The 19,159-nt window shown below is 46.8% G+C and carries 16 protein-coding genes and 1 tRNA gene; 15 read left to right on the top strand and 2 right to left on the bottom strand.

Features of this window, described 5'->3' with window-relative positions; genetic code table 11:
• The first annotated feature begins 12 nt into the window (after positions 1 to 12).
• The 4 genes from HMPREF0868_RS01525 to HMPREF0868_RS01540 all read left to right on the top strand — a co-directional run bounded on the left by HMPREF0868_RS01525 (position 13) and on the right by HMPREF0868_RS01540 (position 2,871).
• Positions 13 to 606, top strand: coding sequence for an MptD family putative ECF transporter S component (locus HMPREF0868_RS01525; RefSeq protein WP_012992950.1), 594 nt, complete (start codon positions 13 to 15; stop codon positions 604 to 606).
• Positions 606 to 1,286 carry an energy-coupling factor transporter transmembrane component T gene (locus HMPREF0868_RS01530; RefSeq protein WP_012992951.1) on the top strand — a complete coding sequence of 227 codons (681 nt, stop codon included), beginning with the start codon at positions 606 to 608 and terminating at the stop codon, positions 1,284 to 1,286. The genes HMPREF0868_RS01525 and HMPREF0868_RS01530 overlap by 1 nt, the downstream gene beginning before the upstream one ends.
• The gene (locus HMPREF0868_RS01535; protein WP_012992952.1) at positions 1,283 to 2,677 is read left to right on the top strand and encodes an ABC transporter ATP-binding protein; all 1,395 of its coding nucleotides are present in this window, start codon (positions 1,283 to 1,285) and stop codon (positions 2,675 to 2,677) included. The genes HMPREF0868_RS01530 and HMPREF0868_RS01535 overlap by 4 nt, the downstream gene beginning before the upstream one ends.
• A 118-nt stretch (positions 2,678 to 2,795) precedes the next feature.
• Positions 2,796 to 2,871: transfer RNA gene (locus HMPREF0868_RS01540), tRNA-Thr, on the top strand.
• Between the two features lie 246 nt (positions 2,872 to 3,117).
• Here the strand turns inward: HMPREF0868_RS01540 and leuS are convergent.
• Together leuS and HMPREF0868_RS01550 are read right to left on the bottom strand one after the other, a co-directional pair.
• Positions 3,118 to 5,631, bottom strand: a complete 2,514-nt coding sequence (gene leuS / locus HMPREF0868_RS01545; protein WP_012992953.1) for a leucine--tRNA ligase — start codon at positions 5,629 to 5,631, stop codon at positions 3,118 to 3,120.
• 93 nt (positions 5,632 to 5,724) lie between these two features.
• Entirely contained in the window at positions 5,725 to 6,555 is an 831-nt protein-coding gene (locus HMPREF0868_RS01550; RefSeq protein WP_012992954.1) for a TraX family protein, read from the bottom strand.
• 223 nt (positions 6,556 to 6,778) lie between these two features.
• Between HMPREF0868_RS01550 and mreB the strand changes: the two genes are divergently transcribed.
• The 11 genes from mreB (at position 6,779) to HMPREF0868_RS01605 (ending at position 18,953) form a co-directional block, all read left to right on the top strand.
• Positions 6,779 to 7,777, top strand: coding sequence for a rod shape-determining protein (mreB, locus tag HMPREF0868_RS01555; protein WP_012992955.1), 999 nt, complete (start codon positions 6,779 to 6,781; stop codon positions 7,775 to 7,777).
• Between the two features lie 198 nt (positions 7,778 to 7,975).
• Positions 7,976 to 10,345 (top strand): transcription termination factor Rho, encoded by a 2,370-nt coding sequence (gene rho / locus HMPREF0868_RS08170; protein ID WP_012992956.1) that lies wholly within the window; start codon positions 7,976 to 7,978, stop codon positions 10,343 to 10,345.
• A gap of 126 nt (positions 10,346 to 10,471) precedes the next feature.
• Complete coding sequence (gene rpmE / locus HMPREF0868_RS01565) at positions 10,472 to 10,672, top strand: 50S ribosomal protein L31 (protein ID WP_012992957.1); 201 nt, start codon at positions 10,472 to 10,474, stop codon at positions 10,670 to 10,672.
• A gap of 84 nt (positions 10,673 to 10,756) precedes the next feature.
• A complete protein-coding gene (locus tag HMPREF0868_RS01570) occupies positions 10,757 to 11,854 on the top strand; it encodes a DUF1385 domain-containing protein (RefSeq protein WP_012992958.1) in 1,098 nt (365 codons plus the stop codon).
• Positions 11,832 to 12,788 (top strand): N5-glutamine methyltransferase family protein, encoded by a 957-nt coding sequence (locus HMPREF0868_RS01575; RefSeq protein WP_012992959.1) that lies wholly within the window; start codon positions 11,832 to 11,834, stop codon positions 12,786 to 12,788. Before HMPREF0868_RS01570 ends, HMPREF0868_RS01575 begins: the two co-directional genes overlap by 23 nt.
• Before the next feature lie 20 nt (positions 12,789 to 12,808).
• The gene (gene prfA / locus HMPREF0868_RS01580) at positions 12,809 to 13,909 is read left to right on the top strand and encodes a peptide chain release factor 1 (RefSeq protein ID WP_012992960.1); all 1,101 of its coding nucleotides are present in this window, start codon (positions 12,809 to 12,811) and stop codon (positions 13,907 to 13,909) included.
• Positions 13,875 to 15,104: an L-threonylcarbamoyladenylate synthase gene (locus HMPREF0868_RS01585; protein WP_081470223.1), complete on the top strand. Its 1,230-nt coding sequence runs from the start codon at positions 13,875 to 13,877 to the stop codon at positions 15,102 to 15,104. Before prfA ends, HMPREF0868_RS01585 begins: the two co-directional genes overlap by 35 nt.
• Before the next feature lie 19 nt (positions 15,105 to 15,123).
• Complete coding sequence (locus tag HMPREF0868_RS01590; protein WP_012992962.1) at positions 15,124 to 15,573, top strand: low molecular weight protein arginine phosphatase; 450 nt, start codon at positions 15,124 to 15,126, stop codon at positions 15,571 to 15,573.
• A 327-nt stretch (positions 15,574 to 15,900) separates the two neighbouring features.
• Positions 15,901 to 16,491, top strand: a complete 591-nt coding sequence (locus HMPREF0868_RS01595; protein WP_012992963.1) for a hypothetical protein — start codon at positions 15,901 to 15,903, stop codon at positions 16,489 to 16,491.
• A 1-nt stretch (position 16,492) separates the two neighbouring features.
• Positions 16,493 to 17,407, top strand: a complete 915-nt coding sequence (locus tag HMPREF0868_RS01600) for an ABC transporter ATP-binding protein (protein WP_012992964.1) — start codon at positions 16,493 to 16,495, stop codon at positions 17,405 to 17,407.
• A complete protein-coding gene (locus HMPREF0868_RS01605) occupies positions 17,400 to 18,953 on the top strand; it encodes an ABC transporter permease (RefSeq protein ID WP_012992965.1) in 1,554 nt (517 codons plus the stop codon). Before HMPREF0868_RS01600 ends, HMPREF0868_RS01605 begins: the two co-directional genes overlap by 8 nt.
• Positions 18,954 to 19,159 lie beyond the last annotated feature (206 nt).

Here is a 19,159-nt window from a genome sequence, read left to right on the forward strand (position 1 = left end):
ATAGGAGGTATTATGAACAATCCAAAAATCAGCAATAAGCTGGAATTAAAAGATCTCGTCCTGATCGGTGTATATGCGGTCATATACATTGTCATTATGTTTGCTGTCGGTATGATGGGTCTAGTACCGATCCTCTTTCTTATCTACCCGACGGTAGCCGCCATTATCTGCGGTCCCTTGGTGCTCCTTTTCATGGCCAAAGTGCCGAAACCCCTGGCCTTGGTTATTTTCGGCCTTGTTATGCCTGTGATTATGCTGCTTGGAGGACATACGTATGTCGTTATTGTCGTAGCGGCCATAATAGTCGTGATCGCGGAACTGATTCGCAAATTGGGTAATTACCGCAGCCTAAAATACAACATGCTATCTTATGCTGTTTTTGCCATGTGGATCGGCGGCAGCCTGAGCCAAATGGTCTTGGCGCGTGAAAAATATCTTCAAATGTGCAAAATGATGGGTGATAATTATGGGCAGGCTTTGGCAAAACTGATAACCTATCCGAACTTGGCTCTCGTCTTTCTGGGTGCCTTTGTCGGTGGCCTGATCGGAGCTCTATTGGGCAAAAAAATTCTTAAAAAGCACTTTGTTCGGGCAGGAATTGTCTGATGTTCGTTTATCGAGAATCAGCCCTTAACCCCAACCCTATCAGCAAATTTCTCGTGTTGTTCCTCATGAGCTTCACTTTTCTTCATGTGGTGCATACCGAGATTTTGCTGGCGGCTTTATTGAGTTTGCTTTTCTTTATCAATAGGTGTCGCATTTACGCCATAAAGGTTTTTATCATTTATACGGCACTGACATTTGTGCCGAGTTTTCCCGGCTTGGAAAAGTTGCCCGCCATGCTAAAAATGATCTTGGGACTGGCTTTGATCGTCCGCATGTTCTTTTTGCCTTATTTGGCTGGAAATTTTCTGATTAAAACATCGGATGTGAGCTCGATTATCAGCTCTTTGAGTTTGCTAAAAATTCCTCAGCAGGTGTCAATTCCACTGGCAGTCATGTTCCGCTTTTTCCCATCATTCTGGGAAGAAAAAGCTAACATAAAAATGGCGATGAAAATAAGGGGTGTTTCTCGGAAAAATTTTCTGAAATATGCAGAATATGCTTTCGTTCCGTTGTTAATTTTGTCGACGAATATCGCTGATGATATTTCAAAAGCAGCAGAGTGTAAAGCCATCGCGGCTCCGGGCAAAAAAATTAGGTATTTTGCCGTTAAGTTCCGGCCGATCGATTTTATCTACCCCGCTTTGGCCCTGCTTCTGCTTGCGGGAGGCTTGCTTCTATGATCAAAATTGAAGATTTAAGCGTTTTTTACAATGACGTGCCGGCGCTGAAACACCTTAATTTGCAAATTGAGGATGGGGAGTGCGTGGTGCTGACCGGTGAAAGCGGGAGCGGTAAATCGACACTTTTGAATGCTATTAACGGTTTGGGCGAGAAATACGACAACACGAGGACGGAGGGATGCGTGACCGTTGATGGAGCTGATGTCGGAAACCTAGAGACGTATCAAATTTCCGAACTGGTGGCTTCCGTTTTTCAAAATCCCAAGACCCATTTTTTTAATGTCAACACCACCCAGGAGTTGCTATTCTTTTTGGAAAATATCGGCCTGGAGCGGGCAGAAATGGATCGCCGTCTTGACAAAATGCTCAAGCTTTTTCCGATTAAGGCTTTGCTCAACCGCAGCATTTTTGAACTATCCGGCGGGGAAAAACAGGTTTTGTGTCTTGCCAGTGCTTATATCTCCGGCTGCAAATTCATTTTGCTGGATGAGCCAACCTCCAACTTGGATCACCGATATACCGAAGTGCTCCGGCAAATGCTCGAGGTCCTTCGCGCGGAAAAAATCGCGTTAGTAATTGCCGAACATCGTCTTTATTATTTAAACGGACTTTTCGATCGTTTAGTCCTTATTAAGGGCGGAGAGATTGTCAAAATCTATACTCAAGAGGAGTTCAACCTCCTTGATTCAAACGCCTTACATGCGGTTGGGCTACGCGACAAAAAACTGGAAAGTCTTAAGCTGCAGCCTTGCCCCGCGACCGGCGAACTATATATTAAAGAGATGAATATTGCCTTTACTCCGACTTCAGGGTTGAAACTTGAAGAGCTGTATTTTAAAAATAATTGTATTTACGGCATTGTCGGCTGTAACGGCTCCGGCAAAACAACGTTTGTGAAAGCTCTGATCGGGGTGCTTAAAAAATCACGGGAATCTGTATTTTACGCAGGGCAGGTTTTGACCAAGCGGGCAAGACTGCGCCGCTCTTATCTGGTTATGCAGGATGTCAATGCGCAACTGTTTACCGAAGCAGTGGAAACAGAATTGCGGCTAAAAAATGCTCACGTACCCGAGGCCGAAATCGATTCGATCCTGAGCAGTCTGAACTTGTTACCGTATAAGACGGTGCATCCGATGTGCTTATCCGGCGGTCAAAAGCAGCGGGTGGCGGTTGCCGTTGGCATTATCGATGGCGCCGATTTTATATTTTTTGATGAGCCGACAAGCGGTATGGATTACCAAAATATGCTAGCTGTTTCCGGCTGCATCAAGGGGTTGAGAAATGAGCGGCGGATAATTTTTATTGTTTCACATGATTATGAATTTTTAAATGTTACTTGTGACTACGTTCTGGATATGGAAGGTGCGAATGGGTTGTTGGGCAGGGAATAAAGCAAGATAGCATTGGCTACGGGTTACGGGGCAGCCCAAACATCTAACAAATTAACTTGCTCATCTTTGCAGCTGAGGTTGACATATATCCTAAAAATTGCTATTCTATTGTAGCTTTGCTGGTGTAGCTCAGTTGGTAGAGCAGCTGATTTGTAATCAGCAGGTCGGGGGTTCAAATCCGTCCACCAGCTCCAATTTTTCAATCTATCCGTTCTGTGACGGGTAGATTTTTTTTGCCACCTTGCCACTACACTTTGTCACTTCGCCATTATACCTTGTCATTATTCCAACAGTGTACTTTCCCAGCAGAGGCTAACAGGGTGAATTTAGCTAAAAAACCTCCCCGGAAACTGGCGCATTGCTTTGCGCTTAGTGTAACCGGAGAGGTTTTAGGGTCTGCTATCTATTTTAAGCGTTGCACTATTTTAACGGCATGTTGCTTACTTTACAACCAAATTGGCCAAACGCCCTTTGATATAGATGAATTTAACGATTTTGCGCTCACCAAGCAGCTTCAGAACAGTTTCATCAGCTTTAACTAGAGCTTCCACTTCAGCGGCACCGGCGGCAGTAGGAATCATCAGGCGATGCTTTACGGCACCGTTAAATTGAACAGCAATTTCCACTTCGTCTCGTACTAAGGCGGTTTCGTCGACGGCCGGCCACCCTGAGTTTATTATGCTTGATGTGTAGCCGAGCTGCTCCCACATTTCTTCACAAAAATGAGGAGCGAAAGGTGCCAGCAAGCGCAGGGTTAGCTGATGTGTATATGCTAAGAAGGATAAACTTACAGCGTCCCGGTCAGCTTCATCACCTAAATATTTTTGCATGGCGTTGAGCACTTCCATGATCCGTGAAATTGAGGTGTTAAACTGAAACCGTTCGGCATCAACGGTCACGCCACGGACGGAAGTGTTTAGTACGAGGTTCAACTCTTTTTCGGCGGCGTTCAAAGCGGAATGAATAGGTTGTTTTAATTCGTTCCAAGCCAATTTCGACTCGGCCATGCGGTCTTTTAACTCAGCCGTATAACGTTCGACACGATTCAACATTTTGGCCACGGCTCGTACACCGCTGTCACTCCAAGGACCGCCCTCGGTATAGGCAAACGCAAAGGCCAAATACAGGCGGAAAACATCGGAACCGTACTCGTTGACATAGGTATCGGGTGAGATGGTGTTGCCGCGAGATTTGGACATCTTTTGGCCATCTTCACCCAAAATTGTGCCCTGATGAACCAACGATTTGAAGGGCTCGTCAAAGTCTAAAAAGCCCATATCGCGGAGGGCTTTGTTGATGAATCTGGCATATAACAAATGCATAGCGGCGTGTTCTGCTCCGCCGATGTATTTGTCTACCGGGCACATCTGGTCGACGTCATTTCTGTCGAAGGGCTTGTCGGCGAGATGGGGGTCGACGTAGCGCAGATAATACCACGATGAGCAGACAAATGTGTCCAAGGTGTCCGGATCACGCTGTGCCGGCTTGCCGCAGCAAGGACAAGTCGTATTCATGAAAGTTGCGCTTGTTGTTAACGGGGATTTGCCATCCGGCTTAAATTCGACATCTTTGGGCAAAAGTACGGGTAAATCTTTTTCCGGCACTGGCACGGCACCGCAATCGGGGCAATGGATGACCGGAATTGGCGCACCCCAATATCTTTGACGTGAGACCAGCCAGTCCCGCAAGCGATAGTTAACATGCTTACAACCGCGCCCCAGTTTTTCCAATGCAGCCACGATAGCTTGGCAAGCTTCAGCTGAAGTCAAGCCATCAAATTCACCGCTGTTAGTCAAAACACCCGGTTCACAATAGGGCAACTTGGTTTCGGCTTTGCCGGGAGCAGCAATTACCTGTTTGACTGGTAAATTATATTTCATAGCGAAAGCGTAATCCCGTTCGTCATGTGCCGGCACCGCCATAACCACGCCGGTACCGTAGCTGGCGATAACATAGTCGGACAGCCAGATAGGAACTTTGGCCCCGGTAAGTGGGTGTACGGCATAAGCACCGGTGAAAACGCCGGTTTTCGGACGATCGGTGGCCAGTCGAGCAATTTCATCGGCCTTGGCGGTTGCCGCAATGTAGGCCTCTGCCTCGGCACGGCAGTTATCGGTAAGCAAAAGCGGTACAATCTCATTTTCAGGCGCACAAACAACGTAACTAACCCCTAATAATGTGTCGACCCGGGTGGTAAATACGGTCAATTCCAACGCCGAACCGTCGACTTTTCGAATGACCTGACCGTTCTTTTCGGCGGTAAAAGTGACGTGACTTCCTTCGGAACGACCGATCCAGTTGGTTTGGATTTTTTTCGTTTTTTCCGGCCAATCAAGTTGCGGTAGACAATCAAGCAACTCTTGCGCGTATTTGGTGATGGAAAAAAACCATTGAGTAAGGTTTTTGTGCTGAATTTCACTGTCGCAGCGTTCGCATCTTCCGCCGATTACCTGCTCATTGGCCAGTACGGTTTGGCAAGAAGGGCACCAGTTGACCGGCGCATTTTTGCGGTAGGCCATGCCGTGTTTATATAGTTGTAAAAACAGCCATTGTGTCCATTTATAGTAGTCCGGCTTGCACGTGAATATCTCGTGATCCCACGCGAATAAACCGCCCATTTGCTTAAGTTGATCTTCCATTGTAGCGATATTTTTTAGGGTGCTGGTTTCGGGCGGAATTCCTGTTTTTATAGCATAGTTTTCTGCCGGCAATCCGAAAGCGTCAAAGCCCATCGGCTGAAAAACGTTGTAGCCCTGCATTTTTTTCAGCCTTGCCCATGAATCGGATAAGGCGTAATTGTACCAATGCCCTACATGTAATTTAGCGGCTGACGGATAAGAAAACATTTCCAAGCAGTAAAGCTTTTTTCCGGGAGCCTTCGGATCAAATCTGGTCATCCCCCATTCTTCCCATTTTTTCTGCCATTTACGGTCGATTTGCGTTGAATAAGACATGCGTTCCTCCTGGTAGCCAATAATATAAGCCTTATTTTAGCACAAAACGCGTGAGTGTGAGCGGTAGTAATTATCTGCGTGGGATAAGTGAATTTAATTTTCACATAATTGGGTGAGGGAGAATAGAATAATGTGGTGGAGGGGGAAAAACAGGTAATAAAACAGTCTAAAAGCACGACTCGGGCGGCCGTCCGAGGCATATAGAGGGATGAAAAAAACGCTTAACGGCATGACAGCTTGCATATATGGCCACGGTTCCTCAGGTAGCCCACCGGTGAAAATTATTTGAAGGGATAAAAAAATAAGACCGTATATAAACAAACTGATTAATAAATTGCGGCGTTGTTCCGAAACCGGGCGAATCGTTTGCATCGATAGTTTTGTTTGATACCGTTCGGCAATCACTCCTGCTTGCTCAATACAGACCGGCTGCGGTTGTTCAGTGGGCGCAAAACTTTTAGTCCTTTGTCGCGTGGCCATGTACATGACGACAAAAAGTCCCAATCCGTAAAAGTCGTAATCCGGCTTAAGCAGGGCAATTACGCTCACGGCTAGCAAAATCAAAGTGATTCCGCCACAAATGCCAGATGATTTTTGCGTTGAAATCAGTTCCCAGCCGTAAATAAGACTCAATCCGGCCGCCAAAGTGAATATTACATTTGGTTGAATTTCGTAAGGAAAGCCAAGAGCAGCCGTCAAAAGCAAACCAAGTTCGCAGGTGACAGCAAAGGTGATCAGGCGCAACAAATAGTGTGGAATGCTGTGGGTTTTGTACATTCCCATAACTACACTGTAAACGAACATGGGAAAGGCTAAGCGGCCGATTAATCTAAGCCCTAAGAAAACGGCAAACGGCATTTGCGGCTCAAAATATAAGCCGATGTGATCTAAAGTCATGAATAAAAGGGCTAAAATTTTAAACATAAATCCTCATGTTTGATTGTAGTTGAAGAATATTGTATCATAAGAGAAAATTTAGTTCATGTATCCGTGCTTTTAAGGCAGTGAGCGATCTATTTGAACCGATGGGCCGACTTTGCTGCGGCAAACGCCTGACAAACAACAGGTAAACGGTTGAACGATTTCATATTTATGTCTGGTACACTTGAATTTTTGCTCATTGAGCGCGGCAGAAACGAGGTTGTCGATGAAATTTTCCTATGCTATCGGGGTTGATTTGGGCACGGCCACTGTATTGGTTAATGTTCAGGAAAGGGGAATTGTACTGAACGAGCCATCGGTGGTGGCGATTAATGCCAAAACTGGGAAAGTTTTGGAAGTTGGCGAACGGGCCAAAGCGATGTTGGGGCGTACTCCTGATTCGGTGGAGGCTATACGGCCTTTACGTGAAGGGGTTATCTCCGATTTCGAGGCAACAGAAGTGTTATTGCGCACAATGTTGGACAAAGTTTGCCATGGCTTTTGGTACAAGCTGTTCAAACCGGCGGTAATGGTATGTGTGCCAAGCGTAATTTCCGCAGTTGAACGGCGAGCGGTGGTTGATGCTTGTCGCAGGGCCGGAATGGGGAAGGTGTACTTGATTCGTGAGCCAATTGCCGCGGCCATCGGGGCAGGAATCGATATAACCGGGGCCAAAGGTACTTTGATTGTCGATATCGGAGGCGGTACGACGGATGTTTCAGTAATTTCACTGTGCGAGCCGGTTGTGGAAACCACGCTGAAAATTGCGGGAGACGTATTTGATGACACGGTCATTCGCTATGTTCGTAAAAACTATAATTTGCTTATCGGCAGCAAAACTGCTGAAGAAATTAAGCAGGTTATCGGGTGCGCATATCCGAGGCCGGAACTATTAAAGATGACCGTCAAAGGCCGCGATTTGATCAGTGGTATGCAGGGAGAAGCTGAGCTTGACTCGGAGGAAATCCGTGCCGCTTTGGCGGAACCTGTGCAGGAAATACTTGAATCCGTTCATTCTGTATTGGAAAAAACACCACCGGAACTCTTGGCGGATATCAGTGAAACGGGGATCATATTTACTGGCGGCGGAGCAATGCTACACGGTTTAGCCAAGTTGGCGGGAGAAGCATTCAATTTGCCGTCGGCATTGGCGGAAGACCCGATCACCTGCGTCGCTCGTGGCACGATTAAAGCTTTGGCCATGCCTGAATTTACGCGTGAGTGATGGATGTCGTTGAGATTAGAAAACGAGGGCAACACGACTGATTTATAGCAAAAATATAATAAAATTCAATAAAATTATAGCAAAAATATCTATGATAAATTAATAAAGCTCGATTGATTTAGCCTTGACTTTAATAATTGTCAAAACTATAATCGAAAAGTAATATTCCCCTCTTATGAAATAATATTGGAGATAAATATGCCTCAAATCCCTTTTGCGGAAAAGACGAAAGAGTCTTTGCTGGAAATTGTGCGTCTGTCCGGAATTATTCCGTTTGAAGAAGCAGAACGAATGAGCCAGTCCGAGCTGGCGGAACGTCTAGCCGAATTAACTGAAAATGAATTACCCGTGGCAGAAAAAACGCCTGTGACAAAACCTGTGACAAAAGAAAAGAAATCTACCTCTTTGGAGGACGGTAAGCCGGCTCAACGAAAACGTGGCCGCCCACGCAAAAATTCCGGCGTGGTTACTGCAATTGCAGACAGCGGCGAGGTAAGTGGTGAAAAGGCCGGCGGCATGGAAAAGGTCGGTGAAGGAGAAGCAAGGGAATCTGTATCGCTGACGGCAACATCTGAGCTTGAGCCGACTACAGAATTGACATACGAAAGATCTAATGTGCCGACGACCTCAACGGCAGATGAGGCCGCCCCCCCAAAATCGACAAATATTGCCTCATCCGAAACCCGAAGACGCGGGCGTCCGCGTAAAACTGCCGCCGATTCAACTGCGGCCCGAACTGAACTGAATCCTGGCAACATACAAATTGAGGGACAAACTGACGGACGTTCTGAAAGAGCCGGCAGATTAAAGGCCAAATCAGGCTTGACTGACGAAGCGATAGTTAATGATTTGATAAGCCTTCCGTCGGCCTCAGACAGCAATATTCCCGATATGACCGAGGTCACCGGCACTGCTAATCCAACTTCACCAAAGAAATTAACGACTTCAGAAACTGCACCGGCGTCTACCGCCTCCGGTTTTAAAAATGACCGTTTCAGCCGCCCCAAAAATGAGCGATACAAGAAAAATAGACAAGGATCGTCCGTTAACGCACGAGCTGATTCGAGTGAGCTGACAGGATCAGCACCGGGGGCGTCATATGCAACGCCTGCAACAGCGGCGACATCTTCGCTCACTACGCCTGACCAGGATTTGTTTGACCAAGTTTCGCCTGACCAGGTTTCGCTTGAACAGGTTTCAACGGAACCGCCTAAAACTGGAAAGGCCACTGCTGCCGGCACAGCTTCACCCCTCGCAACTGCTGTTAAGGACGAATCTCCTGCCTCCGCTGATACCGCAGCATTGCCCAACTCAGAATCAACTCGTCCTGCTGGAACCTCAACTCCCGCAAGCTCCAATCCCACCGTTACTGACAAACCTGCACGCGACACATATTATGTAGAAGAAAAAACAGCAGTCGGTGTTCTGGAAATTATGGCCGATGGCTACGGCTTCTTGCGAAGTGAAAATTTCCTGCCGAGCAATAAAGATGTCTTTGTTCCGGCACAATTTATTCGCCGTTTCAACATGCGACCAGGTGATTTAGTTGCTGGACCGATCCGTACGCAGCGCGATAACGATCGCAACCAGGCTTTGTTTTATGTTCGCTCGATCAACAATGCTGCTCCCGACAAATCAATTCGCCGGCCACGTTTTGACAAACTCACTCCGATTTATCCGAATGAAAGATATCGTTTAGAAACGAAGCGGGAAGAGCTTTCCACCCGTATTATTGATTTAATCGCTCCGATCGGCAAAGGGCAGCGCGGCATGATAGTTTCGCCGCCTAAAGCCGGTAAAACCATTCTTTTGCAAAAAATTGCCAATTCCATATCCACCAACAACCCGGAAGTTAAGCTGATGGTGCTGCTAATTGACGAACGACCTGAAGAAGTCACTGATATGCAACGTTCAATTCAGGGCGAAGTCGCTTATTCCACCTTTGACAAGACCCCCGAAAATCATGTCCGTATTGCAGAACTAGTGCTTGAGCGGGCGATGCGTTTAGTCGAATTAGGTGAGGACGTAGTTATTTTACTTGACAGTATTACTCGTTTGGCGCGCGCCTACAATTTAACGATAAACCCTACCGGCCGCACTTTGAGCGGTGGTCTTGATCCGGGGGCGTTATATGGGCCGAAACGTTTCTTCGGTGCGGCGCGTAATATTGAAAATGGCGGCAGTCTTACGATTATCGCCACATCATTGATTGATACCGGCTCGCGCATGGACGAAGTGATTTTTGAAGAGTTTAAGGGCACCGGCAATATGGAAGTTTATCTGGATCGTAAGTTATCGGAAAAACGTATCTTCCCAGCCATCGACATAAACCGCTCCGGGACTCGCCGCGAAGAACTGTTGCTCAGTCCCAAAGAGTTGGATGCCGTTTGGTCAATTCGCAAAGCTTTTGGACAACTCGATAACGCGAATGTTACGGAAATGATTATTAATCTGCTGTTACGCACCAACGGTAATGATCATTTTGTTTCATCGGTAAATGTATCATTTAATGACAAAGCTCTGTTTGAGTCGATGCGCATGAATAAACCTTCGGGTAATAATACGTGACTTCCCGATCTGCCTGACGATATTGACGGCGAACCGAAAAAAAGCTATGATAAAAAAGTTCATAAACTGATCGCACATACATACTCATTTCAGATATGCGTGCGACTCCGAATGTGAGGTGACAACATGAAAAAAGGAATCCATCCCGAATACGGTAAGTGCATTGTCAAATGCGCTTGTGGCGAGACTTTTGAAACGCGCTCCGTCTTAAAAACAATGAACATTGATATTTGTTCCAAGTGCCATCCGTTTTTTACCGGTAAACAAAAACTGGTTGATGCCGGCGGCCGGGTAGACAAGTTCAAGAAGAGAATGAGTCAAAAGTAAGGCGATGGGGGGATTTGAATCCCCCTTTTTTTCTATGGATTGTCGGCAAATATTCGGCAATGGTTACGAAGCGAGAACAAATAGATGTTATCAAAAAAAGAAAAAATAAAATACTTTTGTGTCTTGTTGGCTGCGGCAATAAAAAAGACGACAATTGGTGGACAAGCACTTATGGAAGGTTTGATGATGGTCGGCCCGGAACGTGTTTCCGTCGCTTGTCGACGGCGTGACGGTTCGATCAATGTGCAGTATCTGCCACCGGTACGGAAAAATGTGATCAACCGTGTGCCGATTTTGCGTGGGGCGGTCGGCCTATTTCGTCAAATGATTCTTGGCACCAAGGCGATGATGTTGGCAGCTGCACAAATTGAAGAAGATGAGAATTCAGCGGCGGAACAGACTACCGCTGCTGCCCAGGCGGCAGCTGATGTTCGGCCAACAGCAGATGTTCAGATGTCAGCTGATGCTCAGGGCACCGCTGCTGCCCGGCCTGAGGCAGTGATTGAACGGAACAAGCCTTCGCAACAACATAATTCGCTTACGACTTATGCGTTGTACGGATCGGCAATTTTGGGCATGGTCGGCGGAATTGCCATGTTCGTCCTTTTGCCGAATTTGCTTGCCGGCCTGATTTTGCGTTACAGCGGTTTGCCCATTGCTACAACCGGTAAACACACTTTTATTTACAGTTTGTTTGAAGGTGTTATTCGTCTGGTGATTTTGCTTGGCTACCTTTATCTCACCTCCTGCATCAAAGATATCAGCCGAATTTGGCGTTATCACGGGGCCGAACACAAAACAATTGCCTGTTACGAAGCTGGCGAAGACCTCACGGTAGATAATGTCGCACGACATTCTCGTTTCCACCCTCGCTGCGGCACATCATTTCTGTTCTTGCTGGTTTTTTGCAGTGTCTTTCTTTTTTCGATAGTAGGATGGTACGGCTTGTGGCTTAATCTTCTGATCAGGCTGTTGTTAGTTCCGATATTGGCCGGCTTGTCATATGAACTTTTGCGTTGGTCCGGCACGCATGACCGTTGCCTAGCCGGCAGGATTATCGCCACCCCGGGACTTTGGGTTCAGCGTCTTACCACCAAAGAACCGGATGCACCTATTATTGAGGTAGCAATCGCTGCCATGAAGGAGGTAATTCCGGAAGATGGGCGGGCGGACATCTGGTAATTGGCTGCTTGACTGGGAAAAAACGATAAAACTTTATGATCCAGACAATGTCGTTTATATAGCCTCGCGTTGCTTAGGCTTGTGGCAGTTCGGACATGAACTTTCTCTAACCGAGTATGTTAACTTGCGCTCACGCCCGGAACGGTTGACGGAATTGATTCCGGCTGCTGCAGCGGCAGAATTGCAAAAAAAGTTCCGGGCGGCGTTGCGACGTCGTGACGAAGGCGAGCCTTGGGCTTATATATGGGGACAGATAAATTTTTTGGGTCGGGAATTTTTCACAGATACATCTGTGTTGATACCTAGGTCGGATACGGAAATATTGTGGGAAGCCGCCGTGGCTGGGGCAAAGAAGATTTTTCAGCAACGCGGGCGTGCTTTGCGCATATTGGAATTGTGTACAGGGAGCGGCTGTCTGATCATAAGTTTGTTAAATGAACTGGCGGCTTTGAATATTCCGGTTGAGTTGGCGGTGGCGACAGATATTTCCGCTGCGGCGATCCGGCTTGTGGAAAGGAATCGGCAACACCTGTGTCCCGATTTGCCGTTAGTTCGATTGACCGGAGATTTGTTGGAGCCGGTGGAAGCGGCCGGGCTAGGAGAATTTGATTTTTGCCTGGCCAACCCACCTTATGTTACGCCGGCTGAATATACTGCTTTGCCGGACGAAGTGCGAAATTATGAACCGCGGCTTGCCCTTACTGATGAAATTGACGGGCTGGATTTTTACCGCCGCATTTTGCACGATGTGAAACTTTACGGCCGCAACAGCAAGGCAGCCGCGCTTTATCTGTGGGTCGAACACGGCATGACTCAACGTGATGCGATTACAGAGGTGGCGGAAGCTGAAGGGTGGTTACCGGTTGAATACCGCGATGATTATGCCGGGTTGCCGCGTGTCTGCGGTTTTTGCTATGAACAAAATGCTGAATAATACGATATTGGGAAGTAAACATGGAAATAAGTCAATTAGAAGCTGTGCTTAATCGTTATGAAGAACTCTCCGCCGGACTGTCTGATCCGAGCTTGCTTGCCGACCGTGACCGTTATTTACGGGTGGTGAAAGAACAGGCGGGACTTACGGAGATTGTTGGAGTCATTCGTGATTACATCGCCAAAAAAGATGAACTGGCCGAAAACCTGGCTATGTTGCAAGAAACGGATGATGAAGAAATGCGCCTTTTATTAAAAGAAGAAATCCGCGATTTAAAGGTGAAATTGCCGGAACTAGAGGAAAAATTGCAAATCCTTCTTTTACCGAAAGACCCACGCGACGAAAAAAATGTATATCTGGAAATACGCGGCGGTGCCGGCGGTGAAGAGGCAGCTTTATTCGCAGAAGTGCTGTTCCGAATGTATCAAAGTTACGCGGAAAGTAAACATTTTAAGGTCGAAATTGTTGAGTGGAATGCCACAGAACTCGGTGGATTGAAAGAGGTGGTATGTTCTATTCAGGGTTCAGGAGCTTACAGTTTGTTTAAATACGAAAGCGGTGTACATCGGGTGCAGCGTGTTCCGGTGACGGAATCCGGCGGGCGTATTCACACATCTACGGTTACCGTTGCCGTCTTGCCGGAAGTGGACGAGGTTGACGTGGAAATTCTGCCCGGAGACATTACGATAGACACTTATCGTTCTTCCGGTGCCGGTGGTCAGCACGTCAACAAAACGGATTCGGCAATTCGCATCACCCATATTCCTACCGGCATTGTGGTCACTTGTCAGGATCAGAGATCTCAATATAAGAACAAGGATCGGGCAATGGCGGTTTTGCGAGCCAAATTATATGAGCGGGCGCAGGAAGAACGCGCCGGCAGTATTGCGGAGGCTAGGCGAGATCAGGTTGGTACCGGTGATCGCAGTGAACGCATTCGCACCTATAACTATCCCCAGGGCCGGGTAACTGATCATCGCATCGGCTTGACGGTTTATAAAATTGATGAAATTCTGGCCGGCAATCTGGATTTGATAATTGAGCCTTTGATGCGTGCTGAACGCACCAAGTTGCTGGCGAAAGGGGATGGAAAAGATGAGGACAGTGTATCTGAAACTTGATCCGGCCAATCCGGATGTCGATGCCCTTCGCGCTCCGGCTGCGGCATTGCGTGAAGGAAAATTGGTAGTCATGCCGACTGAAACCGTTTACGGCTTGGGGGTCAACGCTTTGATGGGCGATGCGGTGCCCGAGGTTTATCGGGTCAAGGGGCGTCCGTCTGACAATCCGCTGATCGTCCACGTGGCCGATTTTGTCGACATTCCGCCTTTGGTGCAAAAGATTTCACCGTTGGCCGATTTTATCATGCATAGGTTTATGCCGGGGCCGTTGACAGTAATTTTGCCGAAAAGTGATTTGATTCCGTTGCAAGTTTCCGGTGGTTTGGCTACGGTTGGTATCCGCATGCCGAGTCATCCGATTGCCCATGCTTTAATTAAACTGGCGGGGGTACCGGTAGCAGCTCCGTCAGCTAACCTTTCTGGCAAGCCGAGTTTGACTAACGGGCCGGATTGTCTTGAAGAGTTGAGCGGCAAGGTTCCTTTTATTGTTGATGGTGGCGCATCGGATGTGGGCTTGGAATCCACGGTTTTGGATTTGACTTCTGATATGCCGAGGATATTGCGTCCCGGCAAGATCGATCAGGCGGCTGTTCAGGCCGTTTGTGACGAATTCAAGGGAAAAGTTATGGACGGCGGACAGTCGGCACCAATGGTTAGTTTGGGATATTTGCGGCGTTTGGCGGCCAATGAAAAGCCGGCTGCTCCGGGTATGAAATATCGTCATTATGCCCCGCAAGCCGAGGTTAGAATTGTCAATGCTGATTTTGCTACGGGCTCAAGTGTTGCCCGAGCAATGGGAGAGGCTTATGCGGCTTGTCTCAAGGAATATCCGGCTGAAGAAATCGGCGTTTTTGCCGCGCGGGAGGCTGTAGCTAGTTGTCTTAATGTGGCTGCGACTTCGGCCGCCGCGACTTCGACTGCTGCGACTGCGGATGCGGCAGCGGATGCTGTCTCAGCCGTTGCCCGGGTGGGGCTGCCTTTGTTGGCTTACGGCGAATACGGTGACATTGCCGCCGCTGCCCACGGCTTGTTCACTGCCTTCCGCGCGTTGGATCGCCGCAAGGTGAAAGTTATCCTGACCCATGAATTGCCGCAGGACGGAATCGGGGCGGCATATATGAATCGTCTGCGAAAAGCTGCGGCCAAGGCGCAGGCATTGCCCCCTGTCTATACGGGCGATGACCGGCAAGCGTAAGGAGGAGTGAGGTTCATCAATGAAAATTATCTTTGTGTGTACAGGCAATACTTGCCGTAGCCCGATGGCGACTGCTTTGTTCCGGCAGGCTGTGAATGAAGCTGGCCGAACGGACATTGAAGTTTCCGGAGCCGGATTAGCTGCTTTTGAAGGGCAGGCGGCCGCGGACGCAGCGATTAGAATAATGCGAGAAGATTACGGTCTTGATTTAACTGATCATCGTGCCAAAAATTTGACGGTGGATATGTGTTCCGAAGCCGACTACATTTTTACGATGACTGAGTCGCAGGCAGACGCTTTGCGGCGGTACTTACCGATAAAAGTTAAGGCTGAGATAACCTCGCTCGGGAAGTTTTGTCAAGGAAAAGACTGTGATATTGCCGATCCTTACGGCGGCGATGATAAAGTTTATCGGGCGGTGGCCGGCGAATTAAAACAATTGGTCACGGTTGCTCTGACTAAAATCTGAGTTAAAAATTTGAAGTTTTTGATAATCACCTGGCAATCAGCTGGAGCGTTAATATCAGGCGGCGGCCGCATAAGGTCTGCCGCTTTTCTTTACCATTTAGTGTCAACCAGATTCATCTGCAGCAACTGTTTTAGGCTTTTTAACGTTAGGCGTGTCGGCAGCAGTTAGAGGTAGAGTCAGCGGTAGAGCCAGAGGTGGAGGTAGAGGTAGCGGCAGGCCGTAGAGGAACGCTTTTTTAATATAGTCGTTTTATAGGATAAAACATCTTGCATATAACGACTATTTGTATTATTATGTATAGTACAAAGAGCACGAAAGGAGTTCCTAATGAAAAAAATAAATCGAGGGTTGCTTTTTCTTTGCCTGATATTAATCGGTGCCGGCCTATATTTGCATCAAGTAAGCGTCGCTCAGGCGGCAACGGTTGCCGATATAAGCAAAGTTATTAGAGAGTACATAGCGGAAGCTAACAGACTGAACAAAAGCAAACAGTCAGAAGCTGAAATCACGCGCAAAAATAGTCCGGACGGTGAAAAAAACGCCGCTAACGCGACAGGAACCGCAACCAACCCGGGCGACCTTGCCCAAACGCGGCAAAAGTTGCTAAAACATTTTCCCTATTACCTGTCATCATCTGAAGTTGCTTTGGCGGAAGAAGCTGATAATATGAACGCTTTTTATCGCAAGTTGGCTCAGCAAAAAGAACCTTTACCGGAGATGAAATTTGGCAAGGCTACTATAGAAAAAATAGACGAAAAGGTTGGCAATTATCAGGTGGCGATAATTGTCGATACAGGCACTAGACAATGGGAAGTTTCTACGGTATGGCATAAGCATGACAATAAATGGCGACTTATTTTCACTAATTTCTGGCCGATGGCCGAAGAAAATTTACTGGAAGCTAAGGAGGGAAAATAAGATGACGGAAGTGGGATTACGTGTAAATAATGCTAATAAAAGCTTTGGCCGTCATCATGTGGTCAAGGATCTTTCGTTGGAGGTGCGACGTGGTGAAGTCTTCGGGTTTCTCGGACCTAATGGAGCCGGAAAAACTACCCTCATCAAAATGGTTATGGGATTTTTGTTCCCGGACAGTGGAGAAATTTTTATTTCGAATTTTTCCGTTCGTCGAGATTACGAAAAGGCGATGGCTCATATCGGCGGCATCGTGGAAAATCCGGAGATGTATAAGGAATTTTCCGGTTGGCAAAATTTGAATATGTATGCTCGGGTACATGGGCATATAAGTAGTGAAAGAATTAAAAAAGTTGTTGAAATGGTCGGGCTGAGTGATCGAATTAATGATAAAGTTGGTAAATATTCATTGGGTATGAAGCAACGTCTTGGACTTGCCCAGTCAATTGTTCATAAGCCGGATGTTCTAATATTGGATGAGCCGATGAACGGGCTTGATCCGTCAGGTATTCAGGATTTACGCAATATTCTGCGGGAACTGGCCCATGAGGAAAATCTGGCCGTCATGGTTTCAAGCCACATTTTAACCGAGATGCAACTGTTGTGCGATCGGGTTGCCATTATCAACAAAGGTGAAATAATCGGTTCGCACGATTTGCAAAACAGCTTAGTCGGAAAGTCGATTTATCGTTTAGAAGTTGAACCCAAAAATGAAGCAGCCGCTTTTTTGGCAGCAAGCTATAAAGACGTGAAAATTTCCGACAATGGTATTTTGCTCAATGTGGAGCGAAACAAAATTCCGGAATTACTGTATGAGTTACATAATCAAGGGTTGCGGCCATATCGGGTAGAGCCGTGTCGCGACGACTTGGAAGCCACCTATTTTGCCGCCATTGGGGGAGGGAACGACATTGTCTAAACTGTTTGCAATATTTAATAATGAACTAGAAAAAATGATTCGCCGGCGTTCGACAATAATACTAGTTATACTTATGGTTCTCTGCATAATTCTGCCTATGTCATTGCGGTATTTATCCAAGCCTTATGAATTCCGCGTTGAGCCGCGAACTGCACCTACGGCGGTGGAACTGGCTAATGAGAAAGAAGAGTTGAATAAAAAGAGCGGTTATTTGCTGGATGAAAAAGGTGATATAAAAGCAGCAGCCGTTAAGGAGCCGGGTGACAGGGAGTCAGCCCGGGCCGAGCTTGACGAACGCAAAGAAGCTTTAGCCAAAGAGGACTTGCTTTTATCATTAGGTGAACGCTTCAATAAAGCCGGGAAGTCAATACATTGGGGAGAAAGCGGGTTTATTTACGGCAAGATATCTTCGTTAATACACGAGAAAGGGGCCACATCCGCTCTCATATTGAACCGAGAAAAAAGACAACGGCTGTTCGATGCAGCTGAACGAGGAACGAAGGCGTTTTTCACGGTATATCGTGATTTATTGCAAGAACTTCCGGTCACCGATTCGGCTGAGAAAATTCACTTAGCCCATAGATCGGATATGATTAACCGTATTTTGACATTAACCGATAAAAATCCGTCTGAAATTGATTATGATTATATCGATAAAACTTTAAGTCAAATGGAACTGCTGGCAACGAGTATCGAAATTGGCTGCATGCAAGCACCATATAGTAAGGATCATGACGAATCTTATCAGGCCGGTATGTTGATCACCGAGCCAATGCGGCAAATGTTGCAACAAGAATATACACGTTTGGAAAACAGTTTAAGTGATCCTAAGTTGCAAGCTACGGAACGTCAAAGCCGGATTTGGCACCTTTTCACGACCGGAACCGACATCGGCTATCTGTTTCTCGGGATTATTATGATTATTTTTGCCGGTGGGCTTATTTCCGGTGAACTTGCTACCGGGACAATTAAGGCTCTAATCATTGCTCCGGTTAAACGCTGGAAGATTTATGTGGCAAAAACAGCCGCCTTGGTTATTTTTGGTTTGTTATTGGCGTTATTGGTGGCTGTGGTAGCTTACTTAACTTTGCTGTTGTTACTTGGCAACGTAGACGTGTGCTGGAGCTATTTTGTCGGTAGCACTATCAAGGTGATGACATTGGGCAAATTTATCTGGTTGTACGCTTTGACGAATTATTTCGATATTTTGTGTATGATGGCTTTTGCTCAAATGCTTAGCTCATTTACCAAAAATACGGCGGTAGCGGTTGGAATTACCGTTGCCGGATATTTAGGTGGCAAAATTGTCGGTTTCATGCTGTTGCCGTTGAGGACTTCAATTTGGTTATCGCTTATTCCCTATGCCCACATGAATTTAACCTATCGCTTGTTACCGTTGGCCGCCGAAGGGGTAGATATGTATCGGCTGTACAGTCTTATGCTATATAAGCCAACATTGCTTGGCACCGCGGTATATCTGGTGCTGGCTTTCGCGGCAATATTTTATATCGGGTTCGACAGTTTCACGCGGCGGGATATTAAATAGATTGGCTTAAATGTGACGTGTGATCAACTTCTCACGCTAAGAAATGATTAAAATTTGGAAATAAAAGGCGGTCTGACCGATTGAACGGTCGACCGCTTTTTGCTGCAGACAATAAACGTTCACAATTATGGCTAATTTTTATCATTAGGCGTAATTGAGATGATTTTTATTGAATTTGCCACGATTTGTTGTTAGAGTGAATTTTA

It is taken from the genome of Mageeibacillus indolicus UPII9-5, from assembly GCF_000025225.2.
GTDB lineage: Bacteria > Bacillota > Clostridia > Saccharofermentanales > Fastidiosipilaceae > Mageeibacillus > Mageeibacillus indolicus.

Coding starts and splice junctions, on each gene's coding strand:
- rpmE (WP_012992957.1), top strand. CDS start 10,472: ATGAAAAAAGGAATCCATCCCGAATACGGTAAGTGCATTGTCAAATGC.
- HMPREF0868_RS01590 (WP_012992962.1), top strand. CDS start 15,124: ATGAAAATTATCTTTGTGTGTACAGGCAATACTTGCCGTAGCCCGATG.
- HMPREF0868_RS01550 (WP_012992954.1), bottom strand. CDS start 6,555: ATGTTTAAAATTTTAGCCCTTTTATTCATGACTTTAGATCACATCGGC.
- prfA (WP_012992960.1), top strand. CDS start 12,809: ATGGAAATAAGTCAATTAGAAGCTGTGCTTAATCGTTATGAAGAACTC.
- mreB (WP_012992955.1), top strand. CDS start 6,779: ATGAAATTTTCCTATGCTATCGGGGTTGATTTGGGCACGGCCACTGTA.
- HMPREF0868_RS01575 (WP_012992959.1), top strand. CDS start 11,832: ATGGGCGGGCGGACATCTGGTAATTGGCTGCTTGACTGGGAAAAAACG.
- HMPREF0868_RS01600 (WP_012992964.1), top strand. CDS start 16,493: ATGACGGAAGTGGGATTACGTGTAAATAATGCTAATAAAAGCTTTGGC.
- rho (WP_012992956.1), top strand. CDS start 7,976: ATGCCTCAAATCCCTTTTGCGGAAAAGACGAAAGAGTCTTTGCTGGAA.
- HMPREF0868_RS01525 (WP_012992950.1), top strand. CDS start 13: ATGAACAATCCAAAAATCAGCAATAAGCTGGAATTAAAAGATCTCGTC.
- HMPREF0868_RS01570 (WP_012992958.1), top strand. CDS start 10,757: ATGTTATCAAAAAAAGAAAAAATAAAATACTTTTGTGTCTTGTTGGCT.
- HMPREF0868_RS01535 (WP_012992952.1), top strand. CDS start 1,283: ATGATCAAAATTGAAGATTTAAGCGTTTTTTACAATGACGTGCCGGCG.
- HMPREF0868_RS01530 (WP_012992951.1), top strand. CDS start 606: ATGTTCGTTTATCGAGAATCAGCCCTTAACCCCAACCCTATCAGCAAA.
- leuS (WP_012992953.1), bottom strand. CDS start 5,631: ATGTCTTATTCAACGCAAATCGACCGTAAATGGCAGAAAAAATGGGAA.
- HMPREF0868_RS01585 (WP_081470223.1), top strand. CDS start 13,875: ATGGAAAAGATGAGGACAGTGTATCTGAAACTTGATCCGGCCAATCCG.
- HMPREF0868_RS01595 (WP_012992963.1), top strand. CDS start 15,901: ATGAAAAAAATAAATCGAGGGTTGCTTTTTCTTTGCCTGATATTAATC.